Annotated in this window: 30 protein-coding genes; 5 read left to right on the top strand and 25 right to left on the bottom strand. The window is 45.5% G+C overall.

What is annotated here, in order from left to right; genetic code table 11:
• Positions 1-10 precede the first annotated feature (10 nt).
• From ccoN to ICN35_RS05110, 4 genes are all read right to left on the bottom strand, one after another.
• Positions 11-1,453: a cytochrome-c oxidase, cbb3-type subunit I gene (ccoN, locus tag ICN35_RS05125; protein WP_216124850.1), complete on the bottom strand. Its 1,443-nt coding sequence runs from the start codon at positions 1,451-1,453 to the stop codon at positions 11-13.
• 167 nt (positions 1,454-1,620) lie between these two features.
• Entirely contained in the window at positions 1,621-1,800 is a 180-nt protein-coding gene (ccoS, locus tag ICN35_RS05120) for a cbb3-type cytochrome oxidase assembly protein CcoS (RefSeq protein WP_216124847.1), read from the bottom strand.
• A gap of 9 nt (positions 1,801-1,809) precedes the next feature.
• Positions 1,810-4,242 carry a heavy metal translocating P-type ATPase gene (locus ICN35_RS05115; protein WP_216124846.1) on the bottom strand — a complete coding sequence of 811 codons (2,433 nt, stop codon included), beginning with the start codon at positions 4,240-4,242 and terminating at the stop codon, positions 1,810-1,812.
• Positions 4,243-4,245: 3 nt separating this feature from the next.
• Entirely contained in the window at positions 4,246-5,442 is a 1,197-nt protein-coding gene (locus ICN35_RS05110; RefSeq protein ID WP_255535720.1) for a nitrate/nitrite transporter, read from the bottom strand.
• Positions 5,443-5,565: 123 nt separating this feature from the next.
• Between ICN35_RS05110 and ICN35_RS05105 the strand changes: the two genes are divergently transcribed.
• The gene (locus ICN35_RS05105) at positions 5,566-6,537 is read left to right on the top strand and encodes a tripartite tricarboxylate transporter substrate binding protein (RefSeq protein WP_216124844.1); all 972 of its coding nucleotides are present in this window, start codon (positions 5,566-5,568) and stop codon (positions 6,535-6,537) included.
• 1 nt (position 6,538) lies between these two features.
• Here the strand turns inward: ICN35_RS05105 and ICN35_RS05100 are convergent, their stop codons facing one another.
• From ICN35_RS05100 to ICN35_RS05020, 17 genes are all read right to left on the bottom strand, one after another.
• Positions 6,539-7,294, bottom strand: a complete 756-nt coding sequence (locus ICN35_RS05100; RefSeq protein ID WP_216124842.1) for a 2OG-Fe dioxygenase family protein — start codon at positions 7,292-7,294, stop codon at positions 6,539-6,541.
• Between the two features lie 32 nt (positions 7,295-7,326).
• A complete protein-coding gene (locus ICN35_RS05095) occupies positions 7,327-8,295 on the bottom strand; it encodes a tripartite tricarboxylate transporter substrate binding protein (RefSeq protein WP_216124840.1) in 969 nt (322 codons plus the stop codon).
• A gap of 10 nt (positions 8,296-8,305) precedes the next feature.
• Positions 8,306-9,610, bottom strand: coding sequence for a TAXI family TRAP transporter solute-binding subunit (locus ICN35_RS05090; protein WP_216124838.1), 1,305 nt, complete (start codon positions 9,608-9,610; stop codon positions 8,306-8,308).
• Positions 9,611-9,657: 47 nt separating this feature from the next.
• A complete protein-coding gene (gene ccmI / locus ICN35_RS05085) occupies positions 9,658-10,866 on the bottom strand; it encodes a c-type cytochrome biogenesis protein CcmI (RefSeq protein WP_255535737.1) in 1,209 nt (402 codons plus the stop codon).
• Positions 10,841-11,326: a cytochrome c-type biogenesis protein gene (locus ICN35_RS05080; RefSeq protein ID WP_216124836.1), complete on the bottom strand. Its 486-nt coding sequence runs from the start codon at positions 11,324-11,326 to the stop codon at positions 10,841-10,843. The genes ccmI and ICN35_RS05080 overlap by 26 nt, the downstream gene beginning before the upstream one ends.
• The gene (locus ICN35_RS05075) at positions 11,323-11,853 is read right to left on the bottom strand and encodes a DsbE family thiol:disulfide interchange protein (RefSeq protein ID WP_216124834.1); all 531 of its coding nucleotides are present in this window, start codon (positions 11,851-11,853) and stop codon (positions 11,323-11,325) included. Before ICN35_RS05075 ends, ICN35_RS05080 begins: the two co-directional genes overlap by 4 nt.
• Entirely contained in the window at positions 11,850-13,769 is a 1,920-nt protein-coding gene (locus ICN35_RS05070) for a heme lyase CcmF/NrfE family subunit (protein ID WP_216124832.1), read from the bottom strand. The genes ICN35_RS05075 and ICN35_RS05070 overlap by 4 nt, the downstream gene beginning before the upstream one ends.
• Positions 13,766-14,200: a cytochrome c maturation protein CcmE gene (gene ccmE, locus ICN35_RS05065; protein WP_216124830.1), complete on the bottom strand. Its 435-nt coding sequence runs from the start codon at positions 14,198-14,200 to the stop codon at positions 13,766-13,768. Before ccmE ends, ICN35_RS05070 begins: the two co-directional genes overlap by 4 nt.
• Entirely contained in the window at positions 14,197-14,385 is a 189-nt protein-coding gene (gene ccmD / locus ICN35_RS05060) for a heme exporter protein CcmD (RefSeq protein ID WP_215318637.1), read from the bottom strand. The genes ccmE and ccmD overlap by 4 nt, the downstream gene beginning before the upstream one ends.
• Positions 14,385-15,155 carry a heme ABC transporter permease CcmC gene (gene ccmC / locus ICN35_RS05055; protein WP_216124828.1) on the bottom strand — a complete coding sequence of 257 codons (771 nt, stop codon included), beginning with the start codon at positions 15,153-15,155 and terminating at the stop codon, positions 14,385-14,387. The genes ccmD and ccmC overlap by 1 nt, the downstream gene beginning before the upstream one ends.
• A complete protein-coding gene (gene ccmB / locus ICN35_RS05050; RefSeq protein WP_216124826.1) occupies positions 15,152-15,817 on the bottom strand; it encodes a heme exporter protein CcmB in 666 nt (221 codons plus the stop codon). The genes ccmC and ccmB overlap by 4 nt, the downstream gene beginning before the upstream one ends.
• A complete protein-coding gene (gene ccmA / locus ICN35_RS05045) occupies positions 15,814-16,503 on the bottom strand; it encodes a cytochrome c biogenesis heme-transporting ATPase CcmA (RefSeq protein ID WP_255535717.1) in 690 nt (229 codons plus the stop codon). The genes ccmB and ccmA overlap by 4 nt, the downstream gene beginning before the upstream one ends.
• Positions 16,504-16,621: 118 nt before the next feature.
• Positions 16,622-17,551, bottom strand: coding sequence for a tripartite tricarboxylate transporter substrate binding protein (locus ICN35_RS05040; RefSeq protein ID WP_255535716.1), 930 nt, complete (start codon positions 17,549-17,551; stop codon positions 16,622-16,624).
• Positions 17,552-17,603: 52 nt separating this feature from the next.
• Positions 17,604-18,347, bottom strand: coding sequence for a transporter substrate-binding domain-containing protein (locus ICN35_RS05035; protein WP_216124824.1), 744 nt, complete (start codon positions 18,345-18,347; stop codon positions 17,604-17,606).
• Positions 18,348-18,374: 27 nt separating this feature from the next.
• Positions 18,375-19,232 carry a metal-dependent hydrolase gene (locus ICN35_RS05030; protein ID WP_216124822.1) on the bottom strand — a complete coding sequence of 286 codons (858 nt, stop codon included), beginning with the start codon at positions 19,230-19,232 and terminating at the stop codon, positions 18,375-18,377.
• A gap of 198 nt (positions 19,233-19,430) precedes the next feature.
• On the bottom strand, positions 19,431-20,411 hold the full coding sequence (locus ICN35_RS05025; RefSeq protein ID WP_216124820.1) for a zinc-binding dehydrogenase: 981 nt from the start codon (positions 20,409-20,411) through the stop codon (positions 19,431-19,433).
• Positions 20,412-20,446: 35 nt separating this feature from the next.
• Complete coding sequence (locus ICN35_RS05020; RefSeq protein WP_215318649.1) at positions 20,447-20,881, bottom strand: DUF2452 domain-containing protein; 435 nt, start codon at positions 20,879-20,881, stop codon at positions 20,447-20,449.
• 149 nt (positions 20,882-21,030) lie between these two features.
• Between ICN35_RS05020 and ICN35_RS05015 the strand changes: the two genes are divergently transcribed.
• Together ICN35_RS05015 and ICN35_RS05010 are read left to right on the top strand one after the other, a co-directional pair.
• Positions 21,031-21,405, top strand: a complete 375-nt coding sequence (locus tag ICN35_RS05015) for a DUF2237 family protein (RefSeq protein ID WP_216124818.1) — start codon at positions 21,031-21,033, stop codon at positions 21,403-21,405.
• A 20-nt stretch (positions 21,406-21,425) separates the two neighbouring features.
• Complete coding sequence (locus tag ICN35_RS05010) at positions 21,426-22,325, top strand: histone deacetylase (RefSeq protein WP_216124815.1); 900 nt, start codon at positions 21,426-21,428, stop codon at positions 22,323-22,325.
• A 26-nt stretch (positions 22,326-22,351) separates the two neighbouring features.
• On the opposite strand, the gene ICN35_RS05005 is transcribed toward ICN35_RS05010, so the two are convergent.
• From ICN35_RS05005 to ICN35_RS11370, 3 genes are all read right to left on the bottom strand, one after another.
• Entirely contained in the window at positions 22,352-22,876 is a 525-nt protein-coding gene (locus ICN35_RS05005; protein ID WP_216124812.1) for a phasin family protein, read from the bottom strand.
• Between the two features lie 110 nt (positions 22,877-22,986).
• A complete protein-coding gene (locus ICN35_RS05000) occupies positions 22,987-23,466 on the bottom strand; it encodes a hypothetical protein (protein WP_255535715.1) in 480 nt (159 codons plus the stop codon).
• A gap of 15 nt (positions 23,467-23,481) precedes the next feature.
• Complete coding sequence (locus ICN35_RS11370; protein ID WP_255535714.1) at positions 23,482-23,637, bottom strand: hypothetical protein; 156 nt, start codon at positions 23,635-23,637, stop codon at positions 23,482-23,484.
• 219 nt (positions 23,638-23,856) lie between these two features.
• Here ICN35_RS11370 and ahpC point away from each other — a divergent pair, with 219 nt between their 5' ends.
• Both ahpC and ahpF read left to right on the top strand, forming a co-directional pair.
• On the top strand, positions 23,857-24,420 hold the full coding sequence (ahpC, locus tag ICN35_RS04995; protein WP_215295565.1) for an alkyl hydroperoxide reductase subunit C: 564 nt from the start codon (positions 23,857-23,859) through the stop codon (positions 24,418-24,420).
• Between the two features lie 103 nt (positions 24,421-24,523).
• Positions 24,524-26,104 carry an alkyl hydroperoxide reductase subunit F gene (ahpF, locus tag ICN35_RS04990; protein WP_216124810.1) on the top strand — a complete coding sequence of 527 codons (1,581 nt, stop codon included), beginning with the start codon at positions 24,524-24,526 and terminating at the stop codon, positions 26,102-26,104.
• Between the two features lie 90 nt (positions 26,105-26,194).
• Here the strand turns inward: ahpF and ICN35_RS04985 are convergent, their stop codons facing one another.
• The gene (locus ICN35_RS04985) at positions 26,195-26,683 is read right to left on the bottom strand and encodes a cupin domain-containing protein (RefSeq protein WP_216124809.1); all 489 of its coding nucleotides are present in this window, start codon (positions 26,681-26,683) and stop codon (positions 26,195-26,197) included.
• Positions 26,684-26,769 lie beyond the last annotated feature (86 nt).

Raw genomic sequence — 26,769 nt, 5'->3', positions numbered from 1 at the left:
GTTCTTTTCCTTAGTGAGCAGTAATGGACGCTTGTGGAATTGGAGCGTCTATGAATTTTTTATCAATCACTGTCTTATAGACGTTATAGGCCATGATCAGCATGCCGCCTAAGTAGCAGAGACCGCCAACCAAGCGAATAGCATAGAAAGGATAGGTAGCTTTTACAGACTCAACGAAGCTATATGTCAAGGTACCATCTGGCTCGAAGGCTCTCCACATCAAACCTTGCATTACCCCAGCAATCCACATGGCAGCGATATAAATTACTACACCGATGGTTGCTATCCAGAAATGCAATTCAATTAACTTGGTACTGTACATATCTCGTTGGCCCACTAAACGTGGTATGAGGTAGTACAAAGAACCGATCGTAATCATCGCAACCCAACCCAAGGCACCGGAGTGAACGTGCCCAATAGTCCAGTCTGTATAGTGAGATAGGCTATTCACAGTCTTGATAGACATCATGGAGCCTTCGAAAGTAGACATGCCATAGAAGGACAACGCTACAACCAAGAATTTCAGGATTGGATCGCGCCGCAATTTATGCCATGCGCCAGATAAAGTCATAATGCCGTTGATCATGCCACCCCATGATGGCGCCAATAAGATCAATGAAAAAACCATACCTAAGGACTGGGTCCAATCAGGCAATGAGGTATGTTGTAAATGGTGTGGCCCCGCCCACATATAGGTGAAGTTCAAAGCCCAAAAGTGAACAATTGATAAACGATAGGAATAGATTGGACGCTCAGCTTGCTTTGGAATGAAGTAGTACATCATGCCCAAGAAGCTAGTAGTTAAGAAGAAGCCCACCGCATTATGTCCATACCACCACTGAATCATGGCATCTTGTGCGCCAGCATATGCCGAGTAAGACTTAAAGAGGCTGGCCGGCATTTCGATATTATTCACAATATGCAAAACAGCAATGGTCAAAATATAGGCGCCGAAGAACCAGTTCGAAACGTAGATATGTTTAGTCTTACGCTTGATCACAGTACCGAAGAAAACAATCGCATAAGCAACCCAAACAACCGTAATCAATAAATCAATTGGCCACTCTAACTCTGCGTACTCTTTAGAAGTGGTAATTCCCAATGGCAAAGTAATGGCAGCAGAAACAATCACTGCTTGCCAACCCCAAAAAGTAAATGCCGCTAACTTGTCACAGAAGAGGCGTACCTGGCAGGTTCTTTGCACAATGTAGTAGGAGGTTGCAAACAGCGCCGAACCGCCAAAGGCAAAAATCACTGCATTGGTATGCAATGGACGCAAGCGACCATAGCTAAGCCAGGGAATATTAAAAGTGATTTCGGGCCAAATTAGCTGCGCTGCGAGAATAACCCCGACGAGCATGCCAACGATGCCCCAGAGTACGGTAACGATGGCAAATTGGCTGATAACCTTGTAATTGAAGGTATCTTGATTACCCCCCACGGTGAGTCCCATGGTTTCTCCTTTTTTGTGACCAAGCAACGACATAATCCAAATAGACTGGATTGATTATCAAATCAAGGCTTTAGGGAGGTTTTGATCTATATCAAAAAGGGTGGATCAAAATGAATACCCACATAGAAGATAAACCCTAGCATTAAGCTGGGTCTTTAGATATATGACTATTTGTGAGAGTGTTCGCTGACTTTTTGTATTGATGGAGCATCATCATCCATCAAAATGGACTCACCTGGACCATTCAGGTCATCGAACTGACCACTTTTCACGGACCAATGCAAAATCCATGCCAAAAGCCCGACTAAAAGCAGTGATAGCGGAATCAAGATAAAGAGACTTTCCATCTTTATAGTCTAAGCTTTTCGTAAGCGCCAAGCATTTAAAGTCACGGCAAGTGAGGAGAGTGACATACCGATACCGGCGATCCAAGGATTGACTAAACCCAACATTGCCGCGGGAATTGCCAGCAAGTTATAAACCAGCGCCCACCATAAATTTTCTTTAATAATGGCTTGCGTCTTGTCTGCCAACGTTAAAGTCTGCGCTAATGGCTCCAATGAAACTGCTGTCAGAATTGCATCTGCGCCTGCAACTGCTAGTGGAGCGCCAGCGCCTACTGCAATCGAGATAACAGCACGAGCCAGTAAAGGCGCATCATTAACGCCATCACCAATCGCCCAAACAAAACGTTTTGCTTTTTGTAAGCGTTCTATGTAGTCATACTTATCTTCAGGTGTGCAGCCACCTAAGTAACCTTCAATCCCCACATGATTCGCCCACCATGCAACGGTTACTGGATCATCGCCCGATACTAAATGCACAGCAATGTTTCGAGACCGCGCAGTTTGTAACAGGTTCTTTAAACCTGGTCTTGGCGTATCTAAGAACATAAAACTAGCAATGAGCCCCTGATCATCCGCGAGATGCACTTGACCATACTGACCCTCTTGAGTACTCTGTTGTATACCCAACCAAACAGCACTTCCTAGACGATAAAAGCCGGAGCTTAGGCCCTTACCAAGTTGATTAGTAACAGGATGATTTAATGTGGCAGGAGATAAATTTTCTAATTGTGCGGCGCGTAATAGGGAGAGCGCTAAAGGATGCCTTTGGCCAGCCTCCAAGGCTGCCGCAAGCGCTAATGCATCTTCACGGCGATAACCAGCGCGCAGATGAATGATCTCCCGAAGCTCCGGCTGACCCATCGTTAATGTGCCAGTTTTATCTAAGACGAGATCCGTTGCTTTGACTAATCCCTCTAAGACATGTCCACGCACAATCAGCAAGCCTAATTTTGTGACAGCACCTTGCGCAGCAGCCATTGCGGTTGGCACAGCAAGCGATAAAGCACAAGGGCAACTAGCAACCAATACTGAAACTAATACCGTCCATGCTTGGCTTGGATCAAAGTACCACCAAATAGCTGAAGATATAAATGCACTGAGCAATAGGAAGGCAACAAAATAGGTTGCCCACTTTTCTGCAAGACTCACCATGATCGGTTTAGCTAGTAGCGCTTGATCCAATAAAGAAGCAATGCCAGCAATCCGAGTGGATTGCCCTACTGCATCAATTCTCATGATGAGTGGGTTCATAATATTATGCGTACCCGCATAGACACGATCACCAACCTTCTTCTCAACGGGTTTTGATTCACCCGTAAGTAAAGATTCATCGAGCTCACTGGCGTTCTCAATCAAAATGCCATCCGCTGGCACTACCTCACCTGGTGATACACGCAATACCTCTCCGGGATTGCAATTGACGACTGGCACTACCCGCACTTCTTGAGACTCAGGATAATTCACAATACGTTCACAAGTGGCTGGTAACTGCTTTACCAAGGCCTCAGCTCCACCTTGTGCATCCTGCCTTGCTAATAACTCAACATAACGTGCAGCTAAGATAAATGCTACAAACATGGTGATGGAATCAAAGTAACTTTGGCCAGCACCTGTAATGAGATTGATCGTGCCGGCGATAAACGCTAGAGCCAGTGCCAGAGCAATCGGCACATCCATACCCAGCATATGTGTTTGCCGCACGGATTGAGCGCTGCGCCATGCAGCCTGAAAGATAGGTCCCGCTGAATACACTATCACCGGCACTGTCAGCGCCCAACTAGTCCAACCCAATAAAACTTCGAACTCTGGCGTGATGTCGGCACCTACATAGGTCGGCCAGGCATACATCATGACTTGCATCATGCCCAGCATTGCTACACCGAGACGTGTAAGTAGTTGTCGTTTTTCTTTTCTTGCTCTATCTAAAGAAAGCGAAGGCTCAAATGGCCAGGCCTCATAACCAATTCGTTCGATTTCAAAGAGTAATCTTGCTAAGCTTGTTTTATCTGGAGAAAAGTACACCATGACTTTTTGTGTCACATAATTAATTTGCACGTCTTTCACGCCGACAATGCGACGCAAATGTTGCTCGCATAACCAAACACAAGCTGCACAACGAATTTTCTCAAGGCGCAAGGTAGTTTCTAAATCACCTTCACCCCCATACGCTCTAGTAAAACGACCTAGCAAAGAGGGATCATCGTAAGGCTTGAGTTTTTCAGGGATGTCATTGCTTACTAGATAAGCTGCAGGCTTCTCACTCATCTGCGCACGACGCGTATAGAAGACTTCTAATCCTTCACCATGAATGGTTTGGGCAATCGCCATACATCCTGGGCAACAGAATTGGTGCTGCACGCCACCGAGTTCCGCCTCGATGAGTTCACTGGGCAGGATACTGCTTGCGCAGTGATAACAAATCGCTTTAATACTGTTTGTCATTACTCATGAACTTGGTTTATCTATCCAGCCATTGCGACGCTCATAAATTACAAAAAGAACTCCCCACATCACAACGGCAACATAAGCCCATACCCAAGCAATTTGAGAAGAACGCGAACCAGAAATATCCAACACAAAACCAAAAATGGCGGGGCCCATTAAGCCACCACCAAATCCCATGAGCGAATGCAATCCCATGGCAGCACCCTTAATATTTTCTTGAGCGCTAATGACTAAGCCGGCGGTTAAGGTAGCAGAGTCCGCCATGATAAAAATGGCATGCCCAATTGCTAAAGCCACAATTAACCACCAGGAGTGGCCTGTGGAGGAAGCAAGCGCAATACCCAGCACTGCACTTGTCAGCATCACAATACAAACCCACTTTTGACGCCCCACTCGCAGAGCAATCTCATTACCCAAAATCGAGGAAGGTACCCCAAAGAAATTGATGACTCCAGCTAGGGTAGTGGCAGCTAGAAAAAAGGATTCCCCAGATGCCGCTGTACAAAATGCAAAGAAAGCCACAAGCCAACTTCGAGAGGCAAATAATTCAAGGGAGTGAGCGGTGTAACCAAAGATAAATCCAGAGGCCTTTTTGTTTTGCAGCACTAACTTCCACTTATCCACTGGAAAGATGTCGCGCAAACGGATTTGGATAGGCCCTTTCCATTGCTCATGCGCAAGTGGCGGTATGAATATCAAGACAATCAGAAATGCAGTAAACGGCCCTAGAGCAATGATGCCAAATACATAGTGCCACCCTAGTGCACTCAATATCCAGCCAGAGCATAAATAAGAAAAGCCAGTACCAATTCCAAAGAAGGCCGTATAGAAAGCAATGTGACGTGTCAACTCACCAGACTGAATTCGGTCAGACAAAATTTTAAGGCCTGGCATATAGGTCCCCGCAAGACCTGCACCATTGATTGCCATAAAGAACATCGCTGTCCAAAAATTACTGGCAAAGAGACTCATTCCCAATAATCCAGAGGTCGCAGAAAGACCACCAACCAGATATACCTTACGAGCATCTATGCGATCGGTTAATGCTGTAGCCAGAGGTACGGCGAGCATATAACCAAAGAAGAAAGCACTAGCAATCAAGCCTGATTGGAGATTACTTAAATGCCATTCCTCTTGCAAAGGGGTGAGGACAACGGCATAACAGGCGAAACCCAATAAAGCACAGGTTTGCGCCATAAGCATAAGAGGGGTATAGCCAGCCGATCGAAAGCGCATAAAGTATCAGTAAAAACGTGAACCTATTCTACTCGCCCAAGCCCTCCAAGACCCGCTACACTAATGAAAGAAGATGGAGACAAGATGAAAAAAATACGGATTCTGAGCTGCTACATTGGTCTTATCCTTAGCTTTACCAGCACTCTAGTATTGGCTGATAACTACCCCTCAAAACCCATTAAGGCTATTGTTCCATTTGCACCCGGTAGTGCTACCGATCAAATTGGACGAGCATTCGCAGCCAAAATGGCCGAGTCTCTCGGTCAAGCTGTTGTCATCGAAAATCGCCCTGGCGCAAACGGCATGATTGGGGCAGACGTAGTGGCCAAATCTCCTGCCGATGGATATACCCTTTTATTTGGCACGAATAGCACTAATGCAGCGCTCAAAAGTTTGGTCAAAAATTTACCGTACAACCAAGACACTGCATTTACGCCAATTGGTTACTTTGGTTCAGTGCCACTCATCGTCGCAGTCAATAATGATCTTCCGGTGAAATCTCTCAATGGTTTTATCTCCCTAGCAAAAGCGGATCCTGGAAAAATCACCTTTGCTTATGCCAGTACATCACAACGGGTTTCATCAGAAATGTTAGCCAATGCTACTGGCATCAAAATGACTGGCGTATCTTATAAGGGTGGCCCCAATGCCATGACCGATTTAATTGGTGGTCAAGTCAATATGTTTACTGCTGACTTTGCAGTAACCTTGCCTCAAGTGCAAGCAGGAAAAATTCGTGGTCTAGCAGTGACCTCACTCAAGCGCTCGCCTGCTATTCCAGAGTTACCTACCGTGAACGAAGCATTAGGAATCAAGAACTATGAATTGATTGCTTTCTTTGCAGCCTTTGGTCCTGCTGGCATGCCCAAAGATGCGGTGATGAAGCTCAATAAGGCTATCAATGATGCTGCTAAATCTAAAGATTTAACTGAACGATTTGCTTCGATAGGTTTTGAATCTCAACCTGGAACACCTGAGGCACTCGGTCAAAAAATTAAGTTTGAAACTGCCAAATGGGCGCAAGCTATTAAAGCAGCTGGCATGGAAGCAGAGTAATTTACTGCTGACTACGATGCGGTGAGTCTTGAAAACCGTTTGATCTATAAGTGAGGACTAAGGTATCGCGATAGCCATAGTCTGCCAGTGGCTGAATTGGCGTGGATTCATGGATCATGCGCTCATCATTCATGAGGAGTAATGACCAGGGTTGCGTCAAAGTAAAGCGTAAACCGGCAGAGCCTTTAGCATCGAATATCCTGGTCTCACCACCTTTGATACCAACCCGATCTAGTAAAAATACAGCGACAAAATCTACGCCATCACGGTGCGCCCCCTCTGGCGTTGGGCGCCCAATTCCATCGGTGGTATCAATCCGAAATTGATGGGCTTCCACAAACCAAGTAGTGACGGGCTTTATGCTACTGAATACATTTGCCAAACCAAGCAGTACAGCCTGCCATGCTGAATCATCAAGGACGTTTGCCTGAATAGGTTCAAACCAACGCTCAAGGCCGCCATGTAATGCGTTGTAGTCAAGCGATTGCCAATGCGCACGATGAGGCACTAAAGTCAGTGCATTATTTTTAATCTCGTAACTGGCGTGACGACGAAAACGATAACGACCGCCATCCTTGAGATAAGGGTCACGTGGTAAGCCTTCCCAATACTGAGTGAGATTCTGTAAATTAACTAAAGGGGCTTTACTAAGCTCTGCAACCGTTTCAGCAGATACTACTGCAAAGCCATCATTCTGCAGAGCCTGCGGGATGTCTTGAGCTGGAGTTAATGCAGGAGATAAATGGGCTGAAGTCATCGTTTCATTTTAGGGCAATCAGCCACCAGAGATTAATCCAGCTGCGCACCTGATGCCTTCACGATTTTTGCCCATTTAGCCAACTCCTCCTTGAGCAGGCTACTGAGCTTTGCTGGTGGTACGGGACTTAAATCTAAACCTTGCGCAATCAACTTCTCACGCACATCTGGCTTAGCCATCATCTTATCCATTGCCACCTGAATCTTCTTCACCGCGTCTGCTGGCGCACCAATCGGTGCAAATAAAGCGACCCACACTTCGCCTACGCAATCAGGATAGGTTTCTACAATGGTTGGAATTTCTGGGGCAGCACTAGAACGTTTAGCCGAACTAATTGCAATAGCTTGCAGCTTGCCCGCCTTGATGTAATTTAAGGCAGATGGCAGGCTAGCAAATGCCAGTGGTACCTGACCTCCCAAAACGTCATTAATTGCCGGTGCTACACCTTTATAAGGAATGTGCTGCATATCCACACCTGCGCTGGTATTGAGCATCGCGCCCAAGAGATGGCTGATAGTTCCATTGCCAGCAGATGCATATGAAAGTTCACCGGGTTTCTTCTTAGCAGCAGAAATCACATCAGCGAGTGTTTTGTAAGGAGAGCCAGGTGGTGACACTAAAACGTAAGGCGTAGCCCCAATATAGTAGAGAGGAACAAAATCATTGATCGGATCAAAGCCAGGGTTTTTGTAGAGGGCAGGATTAATCGCTTGTGCACTATTAATCGTGAGCAACAAGGTATAACCGTCTTTTGCTCCACGCGCCACACTTTGCGTACCAATATTACCGCCAGCACCAGGTCTATTTTCAACGACTACTGAAGAGCCAATAGCGTCTCCAAAGGCCGGTGCAATTAAGCGAGCAACAATATCATTCGTGCCGCCAGCCGCCTGTGGCACAACCAATGAGATTGGCTTATTAGGGTAAGGCTGGGCAATCGCCAATGAAGATAGTAAGAGCCCGATGAGTAGGCCTGCTAAAGCAGTGTATTTTTTATACATATTGTCTCCGTTAAGCATATAGCTGTTTTAAGCGAGCTCTGACATCACCAACATGTCCCTTGAGGTCATACAGCTCTTTTGAATCCATCATAGATACTTTGATGTTACCTACCCGCCTTTCAATAGCCTCAAGATCTTTCATGTTTTTATCTTTGAGATCTGGGTTAAAGGCGTTTTTCTCAAGCTCTCGTAGCTCTGCGTAGACTTGGGCGAGCTTCAGTCGTAGTAAAAAGTTTTTAGCTGACGGAATATAAGTAAATAAGGGAATAAAAATCACCAGTAGCGGGATCACAATCTTGACGAAGCGCCCGACCCATACTGCTGTCCAAAATGGGAGATGGCGGTGCAAGAAAGATGGTCCATCTTTTAAGTAAATTTCAGCATCTACATGTAGTGGAAAGTCCATGCCAATACTAGAAGGAAACTCTCCTGGCTTTTGTAAACGTGAATAAGACTTCAAAATATCGTAAGAGGCGCTGAGCAATAGGGAGATCATTGCGGGACTCACATTGTCATGCGCTACTAAAGTGGCTGTCGGCGCAATCACCTGAATCTCCTGGCGAGGGAGATCGTATTCAATACTAAGCAGACCGCGTGGAACACTGACTTTAGACAAATAAGTTAAGTTACGAGTGTACGCATCTGCTTGATCAAAGCTCATTAAACGAATACCTGGGATTTTGTAAAACTTTTCCAAAATCGGAGCTTCAGCAGCGGCCACAATAAATGCTGCGTCTAGTTCCCCACTATTGAGTTTTGCTAAAGCCTCATCTGGCTTTAATTTTTGCGCAGAAAATTCATTTTCAGAAATGCCACTAATTTTTAAGAGGGCTGTACTAAGCGCTAGTGTTCCACTACCCTCATTACCAATGGCAACACGCTTACCCTTTAACTGCCCCAAGACCTGCAGTCTTCCGCCATCATTTTTAAATCCTGGCTCCCGGTACCAAACCCAAACAGGTTCATAGAACATTCCTGCGACAGAAACTAAATTGGGATATTTACTAACATCCGCAACACCACCTTGAACCATCGCAAAGTTCACGCCAGACTTGGGGTCACTGAGTAAGGCTAAATTATCGATCGTTCCACCAGTAGTTTTGACTTCCAAATTCACACCGTCGACTGCAAGCTCCTTCTTTAAGCGCTCACCAAACTGGTAATACAAACCCGTTGGAAAACCGGTAGCCATTTCAATTGCTTTGGGTGGCGGCGGCACCAGAATCCACAAGACAGCAAAAATAGAAATCAGCAACACGCAAAAGCCAATGGCAATTGCTACAGGATTGTAAATTTTTTGTTTTAGAGAATTCATAAGGCCTCTATGGTGTATTGCTTGCGGCTAACTGCCACGCTATCAATTTATTGGCGAACTTGATCGACTAATAGCCTAACTTGATTTGATCCGACTTTAACGGTTTGAACTGCAGAGATCAAATCTCCTGCCTCAGCCCTAGCCATACCCGTTTTAGAAATTCTCACTTCAATAGAAACTTCGGATAACTTTGAGATAGGCGCGCTTGGATTCATGGCCAAGGCATCAGTTAAAGAAAAACTCATCGGAAATTCAGTCACAGGCGCTTTCAGAACGGCAACTGGCATCCGTTCGCCTAATGGGCGTGCGATTACCAGCACTATATCGCCAGGATTCACTTTAGATTTAAGGCCAGCAACGATCTCAATCTTTCCACTAATACCCTTACTACTAACAACCGCAGTATTGGCGCCCACTAAACCACCTTTAGAGCGTGCCTCACTAATAGAACTTTCAATCGCCCGCGCCTCTTCAGAGCCTGGCGGTAATTGTTGAGCTAGCTTTTCCCAAGTTTGCACTGCCACCTTGTAATTGCCACTAGTAAAGGAGGCTGTTCCCGAAAGCCAAAGTGCCAATAAATTCTTGGGGTCGAGTTTTAAAGCTTGATTGATCAGTTGCAATGGCTTTCCTGAGAAGTTGCCGTTTGCATTGGCCACCAAGGTATCTGCATACTCTGCCAGAAGCTTTGGATCATTGTTGATAAAGCTGCCTGCGCGACCATATGCCTTTGCGGCATCCTCATTGCGCCCCAAGATTCGATAAGAACGCCCTAACATTGCCCAACCCTGTAGGTTATCTGGATCTTTTTCCATCTTGAGGGCAAAATCAGCAACCATTTTTTCAACGCCAACCTGGCTCATGGGTTTTTGATCGCCCTGTTGAGCAATACGAACAACATCGCCCAAGGAAAAATACAAGCCAGAAGATAGCAGCACAATAAAGGCGCAAACACCGATGACTACTTTTTTAGTAGAGCCCATGACCGCCTTGTCATCTTCTTCATTAGTATCTTGAAAAAGACGCTGACGCATTTCTGCATGGCTCATCTCGTACTCTTGCGCATTAATCGTTCCAGCAGCTTGCTCAGCCGCTAATTTATCAAGCTCTTCACGATAAATCGCAGCATTCATCTGGCGGCGAGAGGTGCCCTCATTTTTTCCTGAGAAGATAAATGGTCGCAGCAATAAAAACAATACTAGTGCAAGCAATAAAAAGGCAGGGATGAAGAAACTAGCCATGGATTCCATCCCGATCATTTTTGCCAAGTGTGTTTAGTAAGGCATCGATTTTTTGATTGTCTGCTTCAGATAGCACCTTAGTCGCAGCCATCGTATTTCGACGACGCAAGTAAAACATTAAGAAGGCGATGCCAATGGCTAAGATCACAAATGGTCCAATCCACAGCAGCCAAGTAATGGGCTTTACCGGTGGGCGATATAAAACAAAATCACCATAGCGCTCAACCATAAAAGCACGAATTTGCTCATCGCTCTTACCCTCTTTAATGAGGGTGCGGATTTCTCTGCGAAGATCATTTGCCAAATCCGAACGGGAGCCAGCTAAAGATTCATTTTGACAAACCAGACAACGCATTTCTTCAGAGATACTAATAAGACGTTGTTCCGTTACCGGATCATCAGCCAATGGAGCGGCATTATTTGCATAAGCGGCATGCAAATACAACACTGACGCGAGCACTAAAAAAATAGATTTCATGATTTTTTTAGCTCGGCCAATAAAGGGTAAACCTTGTTGTTCAAAATAAGCGGGGTTAGCGGGCCAATATGCTTGAAGCGAATTACGCCCGCTTGATCAATCACGTAAGTTTCAGGAACACCATACACACCATAATCAATACCCACTCGGCCGTTGGCATCGAATGCAGAAAGCATATAGGGATTGCCCTGTCTTTCTAACATCACTAGAGCGTCTTCACGTTTATCTTTGTAATCAAGACCAATCAAGGGTGCCTGTCCAGACTTTGCTAGTTCAACCAAGACAGGATGTTCTTCTCTACAGGCTACACACCAAGAAGCCCAAACATTCAAGATCCAAACTTGACCCTTCATGCTTGCTGGTGAAAATGTTTTATTCGCTTGCGCTAACTGAGCAATGTCAAAAGCGGGCGCAGGCTTATTAATCAAAGGGGAAGGAACTTCATGCGGATCACGATTAAGACCAATAGCCAAAAAGATCACGAGCACAACAAACAGCAATAAAGGTATTAAAAATTTAGCCTTCATGGTGTCGCTCTTTTTAAGCTCATTCGATAGCGCTTATCGGAGATGGCGAGAATGCCGCCTAAGGCCATGAACAAACAACCACCCCAGATCCAATCTACGAACGGCTTGTAATAGACCCGCACAGCCCAAGCTTGATCGTCTATAGCCTCGCCCAAGGAAACATAAATATCTCTGGTTAAACCCACATCAATAGCAGCCTCGGTCATCGGCATCGTAGAGGAAAAATAGCTCCGCTTTTCTGGATAGAGGGTTGCTTCAGTGCTACCGTTCTTAGTTAATAAGAATGTGCCACGCATGGCTTGATAATTCGGGCCGGGCGCGTTATTAACACCAACGAGCTGAATCTGATAACCGCCCACACTGACAGTATCGCCAGCCAACATGCGCACATCTTTTTCTTCCTGATAGGCGCCAACCATCGTGACCCCAATCACAAAGATCGCGATACCCAAGTGAGCAACTTGCATTCCGATAAATGAACGGGTTGGTTTACCCAGCTTTGCTTGTCGAGCGATTTGCATGCACCCAGAAGCAATCACCCAAAAAGCCAATAAGAAACCAAGCCCAGCGAGCCAAGTAAATTCACCCATCATCAAAGGAATACCTACACCAGCTAGAACTGCAACCAAGCCAGCAAGCCATAAACGCTTAATCACTGTCAAAAGATCAGTATTTTTCCAGTGGGTCCACGGGCCAATACCCATAAGTACTAGCAGTGGAATCATGATCGGCACAAATACACTATTGAAATAAGGAGGGCCTACTGAAATCTTTCCCAAGTGGAGAGCATCAATTAATAAAGGATAGAGAGTGCCCAACAATACTGATCCTGCTGAAACCACCAAGAATACATTGCCTAATAAAATAAAGGTTTCTCGAGAACTCAAACTAAATTTGCCGCCCAAGGTATTTTTAGGAGCGCGCCATGCATACAAAGCCAACGAAGAGCCAACGACAAGTGATAAGAAAATCAAAATAAAGATACCGCGCCTTGGATCAGTCGCAAATGCATGAACTGAAGTCAACACGCCTGAGCGCACCAAGAATGTTCCCAACAAGGAGAGTGAGAAAGCAGTAATAGCGAGCAGCACTGTCCAACTCTTAAAGCCACCGCGCTTTTCAGTTACCGCCAAAGAATGCAATAAAGCAGTGCCAACCAGCCATGGAATAAATGAAGCATTTTCCACAGGATCCCAGAACCACCAACCGCCCCAACCTAGTTCGTAATAAGCCCACCAGGAACCCAATGCAATACCAAGCGTCAGAAATACCCATGCAGCAGTTGTCCAAGGGCGTGACCACCGTGCCCATGCGGCATCTAATCTACCGGACAGCAAAGAGGCTATGGCAAAGGCAAACGCTACCGAGAAACCAACATAACCCATATACAACATCGGTGGATGAAACACCAAACCCGGATCTTGTAATAAGGGATTGAGCGAGCGACCGTCTTGAGCTGCAGGCAATAAGCGCTCAAATGGATTAGAGGTAGTTAATACGAACAATAACAATCCACTGGTTACTAAACCCAATACGCCAATCACTCTAGCAACCATGAACTCGTCTAAGGCTTTAGAGAGTTGAGCTACCAAAATGGTCCAGGTACTTAATAAGAAGATCCAGAGCAATAAAGAGCCTTCATGACCACCCCATACCGCACCTAAGCGATAGATGACCGGCATTTGCGAATTGGAATGCTCAGCAACATACAGTACTGAAAAGTCATTCGCATAAAAGCTCCATGCCAAAATGACGAAGGCAGTTGCCAAGAGCATGAAGACTGTTTGGGCAGCAGGTCTAGCGAGAACTAAGAATTCTCGGCGACCATAATGAGCGCCTACAAGCGGCAAGACCCCTTGAATGAGGGCGACACATAAAGCCAAAATGAGCGCGTAATGCCCAAACTCAGGAATCATTTATTGCTTCCATTTTTTTGCGCTTGCTCTAGGGCATGCTTTGCTTCGGGAGGCATATAGTTTTCATCATGCTTTGCTAGCACTTCACTAGCAACAAATTCACCATTGGGATTAAGACGACCTTGGATAACTGCGCCCTTACCCTCTTTAAATAAATCTGGCAGGATTCCGGTATAGGAAACGGGAATATCTTTCACAAGATCAGTAATCACAAAGTGAACTGTCAAGCCATCGCGCTTTACAGAGCCATCCTTAACCATACCACCAATGCGAAAGGCTTGGCCTTGTGGCGCCTTACCAGCAGCCACTTCGCTTGGGGTGATATAAAGTGCAATATTGCTATTGAGCGCATTCAAAATCAACATTGCAGCGATGCCAATAACCACTAAGGCAGCAACAATCATGAGTGCACGTTTATATCTAGGCTTCACTGACTACTTTCTTGATCAAACTGTTCTGCTAAACGCTCTTGCTGAAGTCTGCGAATAATTGCTTTTTTGCGGACCCGAATACTCATAGGCTCCCACAATAAAACCGCTGCACAAACACCAAAACTACTCCATACATAGAGTGCGTAGCCACCCATTGCAAAAAACTCTGCTGGACTATTCCACATTAGCTTTTCACCTCTTCTAATTGTCTCACCCAATCCGTATGGGCTTCACGCTCCAGGATAATGGTGCGGGCGCGCATTAAGCCTACTGCAATGGAGTACATCCAGAAGCACAGAGTCATTAATAACATTCCTAGCAACATGGTCTGTGCCATAGCTGGAGCCTTAGTCAAAGACACTGAGGCGCCTTGATGGAGGGTATTCCACCATTTCACTGAAAAATAAATAATGGGCACATTGACCACACCGACCAAAGCCAAAATCGCGCCCGCTTTATCTGCTCTGCGCGGATTATCGATTGAAGCCTGTAAGGCAATGAAACCTAAATAGAGGAATAACAAAATCAGCTCTGAAGTGAGGCGTGCATCCCATACCCACCAAGCACCCCACATGGGCTTACCCCAGAATGCACCTGTCCACAAGGATAGAAAAGCCATCCAAGCACCAATGGGTGCTAGCGCTTGTGCCATCATGGCTGATAGGCGAGTATTAAAAATCAGTCCCAAACCTGCCCATGCTGCCATCACTACGTAGATGAACATCGACATCCAAGAAACTGGCACATGAACAAAGATAATTCGATAGCCCTGGCCTTGAACAGCATCCACTGGTGCCACAAAGAAACTGACCCAAAGACCGGCTACCCCAAAGATAGTAGTCAACGCCCAAAAGAGTGGAATCAGCTTTCCCGCTAACGGATAAAAGGTACTGGGGCTTGATAACTTAAACCAGTTCATCAGACGGTTATTAGAAAAATTATTTGTATCAGTCATTCAATCGCAATCTTTACAGCGGTAGCACTAACCCAAGGGACAAATGCTAAAGCCAAAATCAATAAAGCGCCCAATAAGGAAAAATGTCCAGAAGTCTCTAGTCCCACACTACTGGCATATACTGCCCCAGCGCCAAAAATCAGCACGGGAATATAGAGGGGCAGGATCAACAAACTCATCAATACGCTCCCACCCCGGACGCCCAGAGTTAAGGCTGCGCCAATAGAGCCCAATAGTGAGAGTACTGGGGTGCCCAGTAACAAAGTTCCCATTAATACATACAGGGAGCTTGGATCAAGATCAAACTGAACTCCAATCACTGGCGCCAAAATGACCAATGGCAAGCCACAAACAAGCCAGTGTGCAATGATTTTCCCAGCAATCAATAAAACCATCGGCTGCGGTGAGAGAGCGATTTGCTCTAAAGCGCCATCAGCGTAATCGGCTGCAAACATCCGATACAAGCCCAGTAAAGTGGCCAACAAAGCAGCAACCCAAATTACGCCTGGAGCGATTTTGCGAAGGAGCGCAGCATCCGCGCCAATGCCCAAAGGAAACAAACTTGTCACCACGACAAAGAAAAATAATGCCGTCAGCACCTCACTCTTGCGACGCATTACCAAGAGCAAATCTCGTTGAATCATGGCAAATAAGGCGCTCATAAGTCCAGCACCTTCACATGAGAGAGGTTTATAGCCTGGTGGCTTGTCAGCACTAGCAAACCACCATTAGCAAGATGCTCGGCAATCAGGTTCTCTAGTTCAGTAACGGCATTGTTATCTAAGGCATTAAATGGCTCATCCAAAATCCATAGACGCGCTTGACGCGTCAACATCCGCGCCATGACGACTCTGCGCTTTTGTCCTGCTGATAAATAATGCACTGGTAAATTTTCACGGCCACGCAAACCAAAACGCCATAAAGCAGCCAATGCCTGATCAAGAGAAAGCTTGACATCATCGAGTACCGCATACATTTGCAAATTTTCGAGAGCGCTTAACTCCTCTTTGAGCGCATCACGATGACCTAAAAATAATAATTCGCGATGATAGTGAGCTGGCTCAGAAAAGATGGATTGTGTATTCCACAACACTTCACCAGACTCAGGCTTAGATAAGCCAGTCAAGAGACGCAATAGACTCGTTTTACCAACCCCGTTTTCACCACGAACATGCAGGCAGTCACCAGCAACAAGCCGAAAACTCAGACCAGAAAATAAGCTTCTGTCGCCACGCACACAGGCCAAAGCGCGTGCTTCAAGCGCTTGACTAGATTGACTGGAAGTTGGGGAAAGATGGGCTGTCATGAGTGTTTTGGCATGAATCAAACCGCCAAACGCATTGTCCAAGAGCCCCTACAGGCTGTCAAACGTACAGAAAGGGATTTTTGAGAATAATCTCTTTTAATTCAATTGCTTACGAGATTATAAGCGGAGTTTAACGGCAAGTCTCTAAATGCCTAAATCGCTATTCTGGCTTGATACCCGCGCTTTTAATAATTTTCCCCCAGCGGGCTGACTCTTTCTTTTGGAAGGCCCCAAATGCTTCAGGTGTCATAGCGTAATACTTGGCACCCTCAGACTCCAACTTTTTTTGCACCGCTGGCTGCTGCATAATTTTGCTCACATCATCATGCAGTTTTTTGACGATAGCGGGTGGCGTTCCTACTGGCGCAAATAGACCAATCCAATTTTTAACATCAAAACCGGGAAGGGTTTCGCTAATGCTCGGTAAATCGGGCATCGATGGATCTCTGGTGGCACCAGTCACTGCCAAGCCCCGCAACTTATCACTCTTCACATATGGAAGAATGGTGGGCATGGTTGCAAACATGACTTGAGTTTGCCCACCGATTAAATCGGTAATCGCCAAGGCATTTCCTTTGTACGGAATATGTGTCATGTCTACCTTAGCAGTCATTACAAAAAGCTCTCCTGCTAAATGACTAGCAGTTCCAATACCCCCTGAACCATAAGATACTTTTCCTGGGTTCGTTTTTAAATAGGCAATCAGCTCACTCACATTTTTCACCGGAAGACTTGGGTTAACAGCCAACAAACCTTCAGCATCGAGAACAAAAACTACTGGAACAAAATCTTTCAGCGGGTCGTACGGCATATTTTTTACGAGATAAGGATTAACTGCATGCGTACCGATACTTCCCATAATTAAGGTGTAGCCGTCAGCTGGAGACTTAGCAACAAAGTCAGCGCCAATATTGCCACCGCCACCCGTCTTGTTCTCAACAATTACTGATTGACCATAAGACTCGCTTAATGCTTGCGCGATGATGCGTGAGAAACCATCAGCGATTCCACCAGTAGCAAAGGGTGAAATAATTTTAATTTGACGATTGGGGTAATTTGCTCCTTGCGCACAAGCAAGTTGAGCGCTCAAAAACGTTAATCCCAGAACACAGGCTAGTGCAATTTTTTTCACGTTCAATTTCTTAAGAAGATTTATTCAGGGGTGCGGGTGCCAAACCCTGTACTTGATATTTCTGAATCAGATCAGCTACCAAACCCGTACTAATAAATTCCTCTACACAGGCAGTTAAAAATTGAACTGCCTCATGATTGGCATTCTGGGTTGCAATCGCTTGTTGGATTCCAGTAAATTGGCCATCGAGAACCCGTGATCCAGGAATTTTCTGAGCGGCAGTTATGAGGCCTGTTTTCAAGCCTGCTAATGCATCGAGCTTTTCATTCACAAATAAATCATTGCTTGCTTGAATGCTGTCAGCATGAACCAAGGTGGCATGTTGCAGATTACGCTGCAGCCAAAGATCGTAGGCGCTCTTAAAAAAAGAAGCGATGCGGATCCCTGGCCGGTCTACTTGTGACACATTGTGAATAGGCGAATTGTCCAATACCAGATAGGTTGCCTCTAACTCAACGTAGGCAGGCGTGAAGGTCACTTTTTTAGCGCGCGCAGGATCTGAGCCCAACAATACAATTCCACACTTTCCACTGGCAGCAGATTCAACCACCTCATCCTGAGTTTCATGGCCAATGAGTTTGAGCTCAACATCTAAGCGTTTGGCAATCTCACGACAGATATCAGGGGCGATGCCAGTAGGCTCACCCGAAGATGAGCGCCCAGTCACAAGCAAAAAGTTTCCAAGATAGACTGCGGCCGAGAGAACGCCGTGAGGAGCAAGTTGACTCCTCACTTCAGGTGAGATGAAATTCAAGAAAATCCTATCTGCTATGAATGCGATTTAAAACTGGACTGTTTCACCTTCTGTCATCGGAACAATCTTGATATTGCTTCCCTTCATCGCCGCCTGGAATTCAGCAAGCGTTCCTTTTGTCATCGGATTGGAGTTGTAGTGCATTGGAATCACCATCTTAGGTTTGATCCAAGTTTTTAATGCATAAGCCGCATCGTCCGGTGCCATAGTGAAGTTGCCACCAATCGGAATCAACACTAAATCTGGTTTGTAGTGTTCGCTGATGAACTTCATATCACTAAATAAACCGGTATCGCCCATATGCCAAATCTTGAAACCATTTTCAAGCTCAATGATGTAGCCCATTGCTTCGCCTGCAGGATGTGATTCCATCTTTTCAGTAGCGGGATTTTTCCAGACCAACAAAGAGGAGTGCTCAGCCTGAACTGCAGTTACCTTCACTCCCGGCAAAGGAGTTACGCGACCAGTTTTATTAAAACGCCAGCCGAGATCAGCAGGCAAGATCCCCAATGTAATTAATGGTGTCACCATATCAGCAGGGCCGTACAACTTAGTGTTATTTGCTTTAGCTACTGCAGGTGCATCACCAATATGGTCTACGTGCGCATGAGTTACCAATACCAAATCAATTGGGCCAATTGCAGCCAAATCATTTTTGTACTGTGGGGGAGTTTTTGGTCCGCCAGTAATCCACGGATCAATCAAAATCATCTTGCCCTGAGGAGACTTAATCCGAAAACCGGCCTGACCGAACCATAAAAGCTCTGTCTTGCCTTGTGCGCCTGCGCTTGTAGCAGTTTGAGCCAAAGCAAAGCTGCTGCCAGCCAAAAATATTGGCAGCAATAAAGTATTTGCAATCGTTTTCTTAAATGAAGCGCTTCCCATGGTTTTGTCTCCTAAGATCTTTTATGTGAATAAGAAAACTATATCCGAAATTGGGTATCAGGGCTGAGCAAGCCTCTTATACGGCACTGCACCAATTCTTAAGGCTAAATACTTTGCATTGTTTGTGACAAGCGTGCTTTGATACAAATGAAAAGCCCCGTAAGAACGGGGCTTGTGCTAATCAACTTCTACTTCTGCCTAAGGAATCATTACAATGGCGCCAGATACTTTTCTGCCTTCAGCGGCACGATGTGCATCAGCCACCTGCTCTAGTGGGAACTTCGCACCAATCTGCACTTTGACATAACCCTTAGCAATGGCATCGAATACCGCTTTAGCGTTCTCTTGCAACAACGCATGAGTCGCGTTATGAGGAAACACTGATGGTCTTGTTAAAAATAGGCAACCTTTTTTATTAAGAATCTCTGGCTGAATTTCAGGGGCAGGACCGGAAGCGGCACCAAAGAGTGCAAGCGTACCAAAAGGGGCTACGCAATCTAAAGAACCTAAGAAGGTATCTTTAGCCACAGAGTCATAAACCACATTGGCTTTTTTGCCACCCGTCGCCTTCAATACTTCCTCCACCCAATTGGCATTAGAGTAATCGACAACAGCATCGCATCCCGCTGCCTTAGCTGCAGTAACTTTTGTTTGAGAACCAACAGTGCCGACCACAAAAGCACCCAAACCTTTTGCCCAGCCAGCCAAAATTTGGCCAACACCACCAGCAGCAGCATGTACTAATACGATGTCACCGGCTTTCACTTTGTAAGTCTTTTGCACAAGGTATTGAGCAGTCATGGCTTTAAAGAAGACTGCAGCAGCAACTTCATCTGAAACATTTTCGGGCACTGGGACTAATTTATCAGCAGCGACATTGCGTGCACTAGCGTATGCACCAATACCTGCATTCATATACATGACACGGTCGCCTACTTTTAAACCAGTGACACCCTCACCCAAAGACTCAACTACACCAACAGCCTCATGACCAAGACCCGTAGGTAATTCAAGCGGGTAAAAACCAGAGCGCTGATAAATGTCGATGAAATTAAATCCAATCGCTGTCTGACGAATCTGCACTTCGCCCTTTGCTGGTGGAGGTAATTCTTTATCAATCACTTGAATGACATCTGCGCCACCCAGTTTATCCAGACTCACTACTCTTACTTTTGTCACATGTCACCTATTTGTATTTGTTATGAGAAAAAACATCATACAACAAGGGCGTTTTCTTCTATCACCGCCCAAGTACTGTCTCCCAACTTCTTCACTGCCATGGCATATGTCCAACCATCCGGAATGCCACAGCTCCACTCTTTAGGTCCATTCTGTATCAAAACGTTAGTTGAATTTCTGCTGTCGTAATACAGGTGGTAAATTTTTCCATGAATGGGATTGAAGCTAAATTTTGCACTGTGCACCATCTCTGTTGCATCGAGCCTTGCCTGCAAGGCCCTCGCCTGCTTCATCAACACCTCAGCCTGCTCCATGATGCGCTCGTACTCTTGCTTGGCATTTTGACGTGCCACATTTACTGCTTTATCTTTTTCTTCGACAACTTTGATAGGGGCGAAAACAGGGGCGCCAACCTCCATTGGGTATTCGATACCCGCGTGTCTTGCTGGGTCGGTGTCTTCGATTCTCATTGCTTGCCCGTGAAATCTGGTTTTACTGCAAAATTGGTTTTAGTCAGCGATATTGACCGAGAAAGTGTGACACAAAAAGGGAAATTTTGCCGAGAGGTAAAGCAAGCTATTGAATACAGCAGCTACAAACACTAATAAGGAAAGAATTAATGAGTAATGATGTCGCCCTTAACGTTTTAGGGCAGCCCTTGGTTCCCTGTTCTTTTGATCCTCTAACCGGATTCTTTAGGGATGGATCTTGCAAAACCAATGCAGAGGATGTGGGTAGTCATCTAGTCTGCGCAATTGTGAATGATGACTTTTTGCAATTTAGCCTCAGCCGTGGCAACGATCTCATTACACCCATGCCTGCATATCGCTTTCCTGGTCTTGTTGCAGGAGACCAATGGTGTCTATGCATCAACCGCTGGCTCGAAGCAGTAGAGGCTCATTGCGCACCGTTAATTAAATTAGAGAGCACCAACATCAAAGCCTTAGAAAAAGTATCCCTAGATTTTCTAGATCAATACTCCAGCGATATTTAGAGAGTTCTCAGAAAGCGTCTTTGAAAGCTTATTACTCAGACCATTTTGTATTACCACTGCCATCGGGACATCGCTTTCCAATGGAGAAGTATTCCCGCTTGCGGGATTTAGTCGGCTCGCTTGCTAAGCTGGAGTTACTTGAGGCACCTGCCGCAAGCGATACACAACTTCTCTATGCACATGACCCGAGCTATCTTCTGAAAGTCATCGAGGGCAAACTGAGTCCTGAAGAGCAAAGAGAGATTGGCTTTCCTTGGAGCGAAAAAATGGTGGAACGCTCACGACGTTCCGCAGGGGCCACTATCGCTGCAGCTAAGACTGCTATAGGTGAAGGCATATCTGGGAATCTTGCTGGAGGCACACACCACGCCTACCGTAATCTTGGCAGCGGGTTTTGCGTATTTAATGACTCCGCAGTTGCCGCTCGCACACTCCAAAAAGAAATCAGCCCGCACCTCAAGATCGCTATTATTGATTTAGATGTTCATCAGGGTAATGGCACCGCATCTATTCATCAGCACGATGCCTCTATCTTTACTCTCTCGATACATGGTGAAAATAATTTTCCCTTTAAAAAGGAAAGTAGCGATCTTGATCTGGGTCTTGCCGATGGATGCGATGATCAAATTTATCTTCAATCCCTCAATCAATGCCTCGACAAATTAGACTCTCGCTTTAAAGCAGACTTTGTTATTTACCTTGCAGGAGCTGATCCTCATGAAGGAGATCGCTTAGGCAGACTCAAACTCAGCAAAACAGGTATGCGTCTCAGAGATGAAACGATCTTTCAATACGCCCTAGATAAACAAATACCCCTGGCATTCTCGATGGCTGGTGGTTATGGCAAGGAAATTGACTCTACTGTCGAGATTCATTTTCAAACCATCCAAACCGCCCTCCACTTCCAACAGCAATACTAGCGTCAGGACTGTTTTGAATACCTCTTCTAAGGCTTCTTCTTGGGAGCACCTTGAGCAGTCGTCAAACTAGTCATACTCTCGATGCTTTTTTCAAAATGACTAAATGAATCTGCCATAGCAGCACGGACTAATTCGAAGTTTTGCAGAGCATTATTAAACGAGGTTTTAAATACCGAAACATACGCTTCACTACCAGCGGGTGCATTGTTAGTTGCATCATTCACAAAATGAATGAGGTCCGTCTTGGAATCCTGAATCATCACTTCCGCGATATCTGCCATTTCTTTATTACCACTTCTCAATACATCGAGTAGCTGTTGGTGATAATGAGCCACCTCTTTTGCAGCATCTTGCAATACTTCAGCATGAACAAAGTCAAAAGCTGTTTTAGGATCCTGAGCTTTCATTAACTCAGCAACCCGTTTCTGAATAAGCTCTGCAAACTCTTCAGTAGCCTTTTGATTGATTTGTGCAATCGCTTGCGCACTCTCCATGGCTACGCGACCGACAACCCTGCTTGTATCAATAGCCTTTTGTGGACTTTTGCTCATAACAACCCCTTTCAGTGAGAGAGACGCGATGGATATTGACACCAATCTACTCTCGTTTTGGGGTCTTGCTATAGAGAAATACCAGTAGATCCCAGCATAGGCTTTCGTGCTTATTTTGCTGCGGGGACCTTACTCGTCAGACTCTTGAGCGTAGCGGCGTCATTCAACTGCTGATCCACTAGATATAAGGTGCCACCATAGTTAGCCTGTAAGTCATAGCCGGAGAGACCTACTGTATAAAAGGTGATAGCTGGGTTGAAAGAGCGAATCGTTCCACCAGAGCCTGCTGAAAAATTAGCATCCACATCGATACCGCCCTTTTGCCCGTCAATCGATGTTAATAAAAATTGGTCAATTGCTGCAGTCGTTTTAAAAACCACAATTTGATATTGATCTTGATAGCCTGCACCCAATCCTTCACCTGTTTTTAAAGCCTGCATAAATACTGGCTCTTTGCGACGTTTGTCATACAAGACGCCCTCACCCCGCGCCACTACGATCAAGACAACATTCACATTGGTAGTGCTAAAGACGGCATAGCCCGGTGCCTTTTCAATATCTTCTTTTACTTTAGGGTTTTGCTTGATCAAAGCATCCAGACCCGTTTAAGCCATCTGGAGAGTTGCCTGTCGTTTCTGAAGAATTTCAGCTTGAGTCAGCGGCTTGCCATCCTTACCGGTCGATTGGCAGCCTGTTAGCAGCAATAAGCCACAGGCAATTACTGAAATAAACCGGATGAAAGCCGTAAGTTGAATTGGCATGTCGAGAAAGATCTTTCAAAAGACGTTGAAATAGGCATTTAGGCGCTCAGGATGCCATTATCTGCGGATTGCATTATGACGATGTTTTATTATCAATAAAATCGATTATTTATATCTAAATTATTCATTATACAAATATACAGATAGCCCCTAGAATGGACTCCGTTGTCAAAACATTAGCAGTTTGATTAACCCAATTTATTCAACAAGAGGAGCACTATGTCTATTATCAACACCACCGTAGCACCATTTAAAACCGAAGCTTTCCACAACGGTAAGTTTGTCACTATTACTGATGAATCTCTCAAAGGTAAGTGGTCAGTTTTGATTTTCATGCCAGCAGCATTCACATTCAACTGCCCAACAGAAATTGAAGATGCGGCTAATAACTATGCTGAATTCCAAAAATTAGGCGCTGAAGTGTATATCGTTACAACAGATACTCATTTCTCACACAAAGTTTGGCACGAAACTTCTCCAGCAGTTGGTAAAGCCAAGTTCCCCTTGGTTGGTGACCCAACTCACACATTGACCAATGCATTTGGCGTACACATTCCTGAAGCAGGCTTGGCATTGCGCGGCACATTCGTTATCAACCCAGAAGGCGTGATCAAGACTGCTGAAATTCATTCCAATGAAATCGCACGTGATGTCTCTGAAACATTGCGCAAGCTCAAAGCTGCTCAATACACAGCAGCGCACCCAGGCGAAGTTTGCCCAGCGAAATGGAAAGAAGGCGCAGCGACTTTGACTCCATCTTTAGACCTCGTAGGCAAGATCTAAATAGATCTCACTCTAAAACCAATCAGACTCTCTCCGGAGAGTCTATTGGAGAGGATCAGATCCTGCCCAATAGACTCACTGAAATTGAAATAAAGGATGCACCATGTTAGATGACAATATCAAAACCCAATTAAAAGCATACTTCGAAAAAATCGTTGCTCCAATTACGCTCACAGCCAGCTTAGATGAAAGCCCTGCGGCCGTCCAAATGCTAGAACTTTTAAATGAAGTGGCTGAGCAATCAGAAAAAATTACTGTCAAGACGGATGGTAAAGCGGCAAACGTGCCTAGCTTTACTGTCAGTAAGACTGGTGAAGATGCACGCATTACTTTTGCGGGCATCCCAATGGGTCATGAAATGACCTCGTTTATCTTGGCAATTTTGCAAGCCAGTGGCTACCCACCTAAAGTCGAAGAGGACATTATTGCGCGTGTACGCAAACTAGATGGAAAGTTCCGCTTCCAGACTTTTATTTCTTTGTCATGCCATAACTGCCCCGACGTAGTTCAGGCCTTGAACTTAATGTCAGCCCTCAACCCTCATGTTGAGCATGAAATGATTGATGGCGCTATCTATCAGAATTTGGTAGATCAATACCAAATCATGGCTGTCCCCACTGTCATCCTCAATGGCGAAGTATTTGGTCAAGGGCGTATGGGCGTAGAAGAGATTATTGCCAAACTCGATACTGGTAGTGCCGAAGAGGATGCAGCCAAACTCAATGCTAAGGATAACTTTGATGTGCTAGTCATCGGTGGCGGCCCAGCTGGTGCTGCTGCTGCAATCTATGCGGCGCGTAAGGGCATCCGCACTGGCATTCTTGCCGAACGATTTGGTGGTCAAGTCATGGATACCTTGGGTATTGAGAACTTTATCTCTGTATCTCATACCGAGGGACCAAAGCTCGTGCAAGCATTAGAGCAGCACGTGAAAGACTATGAAGTGGATATCATGAACTTACAACGTGCTAGCGCTTTGCGTAAGACAGGCGATGGCATTGAAGTAGAGATCGCTAATGGCGCGGTATTGAAAAGCAAATCTGTCATCATCAGCACCGGTGCACGTTGGAGAGAAATGAATGTTCCAGGCGAACAAGAATATCGCAACAAAGGTGTCGCCTACTGCCCACATTGTGATGGCCCTCTATTTAAAGGCAAACGTGTAGCAGTGATTGGCGGTGGCAACTCGGGTGTTGAAGCCGCGATTGACTTAGCTGGTGTTGTAAGTCACGTTACCCTGATTGAGTTTGATAACCAATTGCGGGCTGATGCCGTGTTGCAAAAGAAATTATTTAGCCTGCCTAACGTCTCCGTCATTAAAAGTGCTTTGACAAAAGAAGTGTTGGGTGATGGCAGCAAGGTGAATGGCCTACGTTATCAGGATCGCATTAGCAATGCTGAGCAAACTCTTGCGTTGGAAGGCATCTTTGTTCAAATCGGCTTGTTGCCAAATAGTGAATGGCTCAAAGGCACAGTCGATCTTTCGCCTCGTGGTGAGATCATCGTGGATGCAAGAGGAGAAACATCAGTACCTGGCGTATTTGCTGCGGGAGATTGCACTACCGTTCCTTATAAGCAAATCATTATCGCCATGGGTGAAGGTGCCAAAGCGTCACTGGGAGCCTTTGACTATCTGATTCGGCACTCCGTTAGTGAAGAGGTACCCAGCAAAATTGCTGCTTAGGTAAATGTAAAGTTCTGAGTCGGCCCGAGCTCAGCAAATAAAAACCCCAGAGCAATTTCTGGGGTTTTGTCTTTCCGGGTGATGAAAAACTTAATTTAGCTTACGAGGCATTCCAAAACGGGGTGCATCTTTATATACAGGAGTTGTGCTCACTGGGCCCATACCCATGATTTGGATCTCTGTAGCTCCCTTCATAGCACCATCAAAATGCACTACACCTGCAGGATGAAACATCATACTGCCTGCTGGCAAGCCAACCGTAGTCGCTGGATCCCAACTAGCATCAGTACCTGCATACCAAGTTCCCTTGATGACTGTAACAAAACGATCTTCAGAATGAGAATGGGGTGAACTCATAATGCCCTCAGGAAAGATATTACGAACAACATACATTCCAGGCTTACTAGGATCACCGAATAACACTGCAGTCTTCACGCCTGTAGGCAAATCGCCCCACATCACTTGATCGGGTTTGACAATCACAAAATTCTTAGCAGCGGCTTGTGCGGAGACATGCAGAGATGCAAAGCTCAGAACCGCCATAGCGAAGATTTGTATTGCTAAAGAAAGTCTTTTCATCTATATCTCCAAAATAATTTTTATGTGATGTGAATTACGAGGATTAATCTAGCATGGGCTTATACAGAAGGCTCTAAGGGATTACG

Source organism: Polynucleobacter sp. es-GGE-1, from assembly GCF_018882005.1.
Lineage (GTDB): Bacteria > Pseudomonadota > Gammaproteobacteria > Burkholderiales > Burkholderiaceae > Polynucleobacter.
This window is presented reverse-complemented; position numbering and strand designations above follow the sequence as displayed.

Coding starts and splice junctions, on each gene's coding strand:
- ICN35_RS11370 (WP_255535714.1), bottom strand. CDS start 23,637: ATGCCAATTCAACTTACGGCTTTCATCCGGTTTATTTCAGTAATTGCC.
- ICN35_RS05100 (WP_216124842.1), bottom strand. CDS start 7,294: ATGACTTCAGCCCATTTATCTCCTGCATTAACTCCAGCTCAAGACATC.
- ICN35_RS05015 (WP_216124818.1), top strand. CDS start 21,031: ATGAGTAATGATGTCGCCCTTAACGTTTTAGGGCAGCCCTTGGTTCCC.
- ICN35_RS05030 (WP_216124822.1), bottom strand. CDS start 19,232: ATGGGAAGCGCTTCATTTAAGAAAACGATTGCAAATACTTTATTGCTG.
- ahpC (WP_215295565.1), top strand. CDS start 23,857: ATGTCTATTATCAACACCACCGTAGCACCATTTAAAACCGAAGCTTTC.
- ICN35_RS05005 (WP_216124812.1), bottom strand. CDS start 22,876: ATGAGCAAAAGTCCACAAAAGGCTATTGATACAAGCAGGGTTGTCGGT.
- ccmI (WP_255535737.1), bottom strand. CDS start 10,866: ATGATCGGGATGGAATCCATGGCTAGTTTCTTCATCCCTGCCTTTTTA.
- ICN35_RS05020 (WP_215318649.1), bottom strand. CDS start 20,881: ATGAGAATCGAAGACACCGACCCAGCAAGACACGCGGGTATCGAATAC.
- ccoS (WP_216124847.1), bottom strand. CDS start 1,800: ATGGAAAGTCTCTTTATCTTGATTCCGCTATCACTGCTTTTAGTCGGG.
- ICN35_RS05090 (WP_216124838.1), bottom strand. CDS start 9,610: ATGAATTCTCTAAAACAAAAAATTTACAATCCTGTAGCAATTGCCATT.
- ICN35_RS05075 (WP_216124834.1), bottom strand. CDS start 11,853: ATGAAGGCTAAATTTTTAATACCTTTATTGCTGTTTGTTGTGCTCGTG.
- ICN35_RS05080 (WP_216124836.1), bottom strand. CDS start 11,326: ATGAAATCTATTTTTTTAGTGCTCGCGTCAGTGTTGTATTTGCATGCC.
- ccmD (WP_215318637.1), bottom strand. CDS start 14,385: ATGTGGAATAGTCCAGCAGAGTTTTTTGCAATGGGTGGCTACGCACTC.
- ICN35_RS05105 (WP_216124844.1), top strand. CDS start 5,566: ATGAAAAAAATACGGATTCTGAGCTGCTACATTGGTCTTATCCTTAGC.
- ahpF (WP_216124810.1), top strand. CDS start 24,524: ATGTTAGATGACAATATCAAAACCCAATTAAAAGCATACTTCGAAAAA.
- ccoN (WP_216124850.1), bottom strand. CDS start 1,453: ATGGGACTCACCGTGGGGGGTAATCAAGATACCTTCAATTACAAGGTT.
- ccmC (WP_216124828.1), bottom strand. CDS start 15,155: ATGACTGATACAAATAATTTTTCTAATAACCGTCTGATGAACTGGTTT.
- ccmB (WP_216124826.1), bottom strand. CDS start 15,817: ATGAGCGCCTTATTTGCCATGATTCAACGAGATTTGCTCTTGGTAATG.
- ICN35_RS05070 (WP_216124832.1), bottom strand. CDS start 13,769: ATGATTCCTGAGTTTGGGCATTACGCGCTCATTTTGGCTTTATGTGTC.
- ICN35_RS05095 (WP_216124840.1), bottom strand. CDS start 8,295: ATGTATAAAAAATACACTGCTTTAGCAGGCCTACTCATCGGGCTCTTA.
- ICN35_RS05110 (WP_255535720.1), bottom strand. CDS start 5,442: ATGGCGCAAACCTGTGCTTTATTGGGTTTCGCCTGTTATGCCGTTGTC.
- ICN35_RS05115 (WP_216124846.1), bottom strand. CDS start 4,242: ATGACAAACAGTATTAAAGCGATTTGTTATCACTGCGCAAGCAGTATC.
- ICN35_RS04985 (WP_216124809.1), bottom strand. CDS start 26,683: ATGAAAAGACTTTCTTTAGCAATACAAATCTTCGCTATGGCGGTTCTG.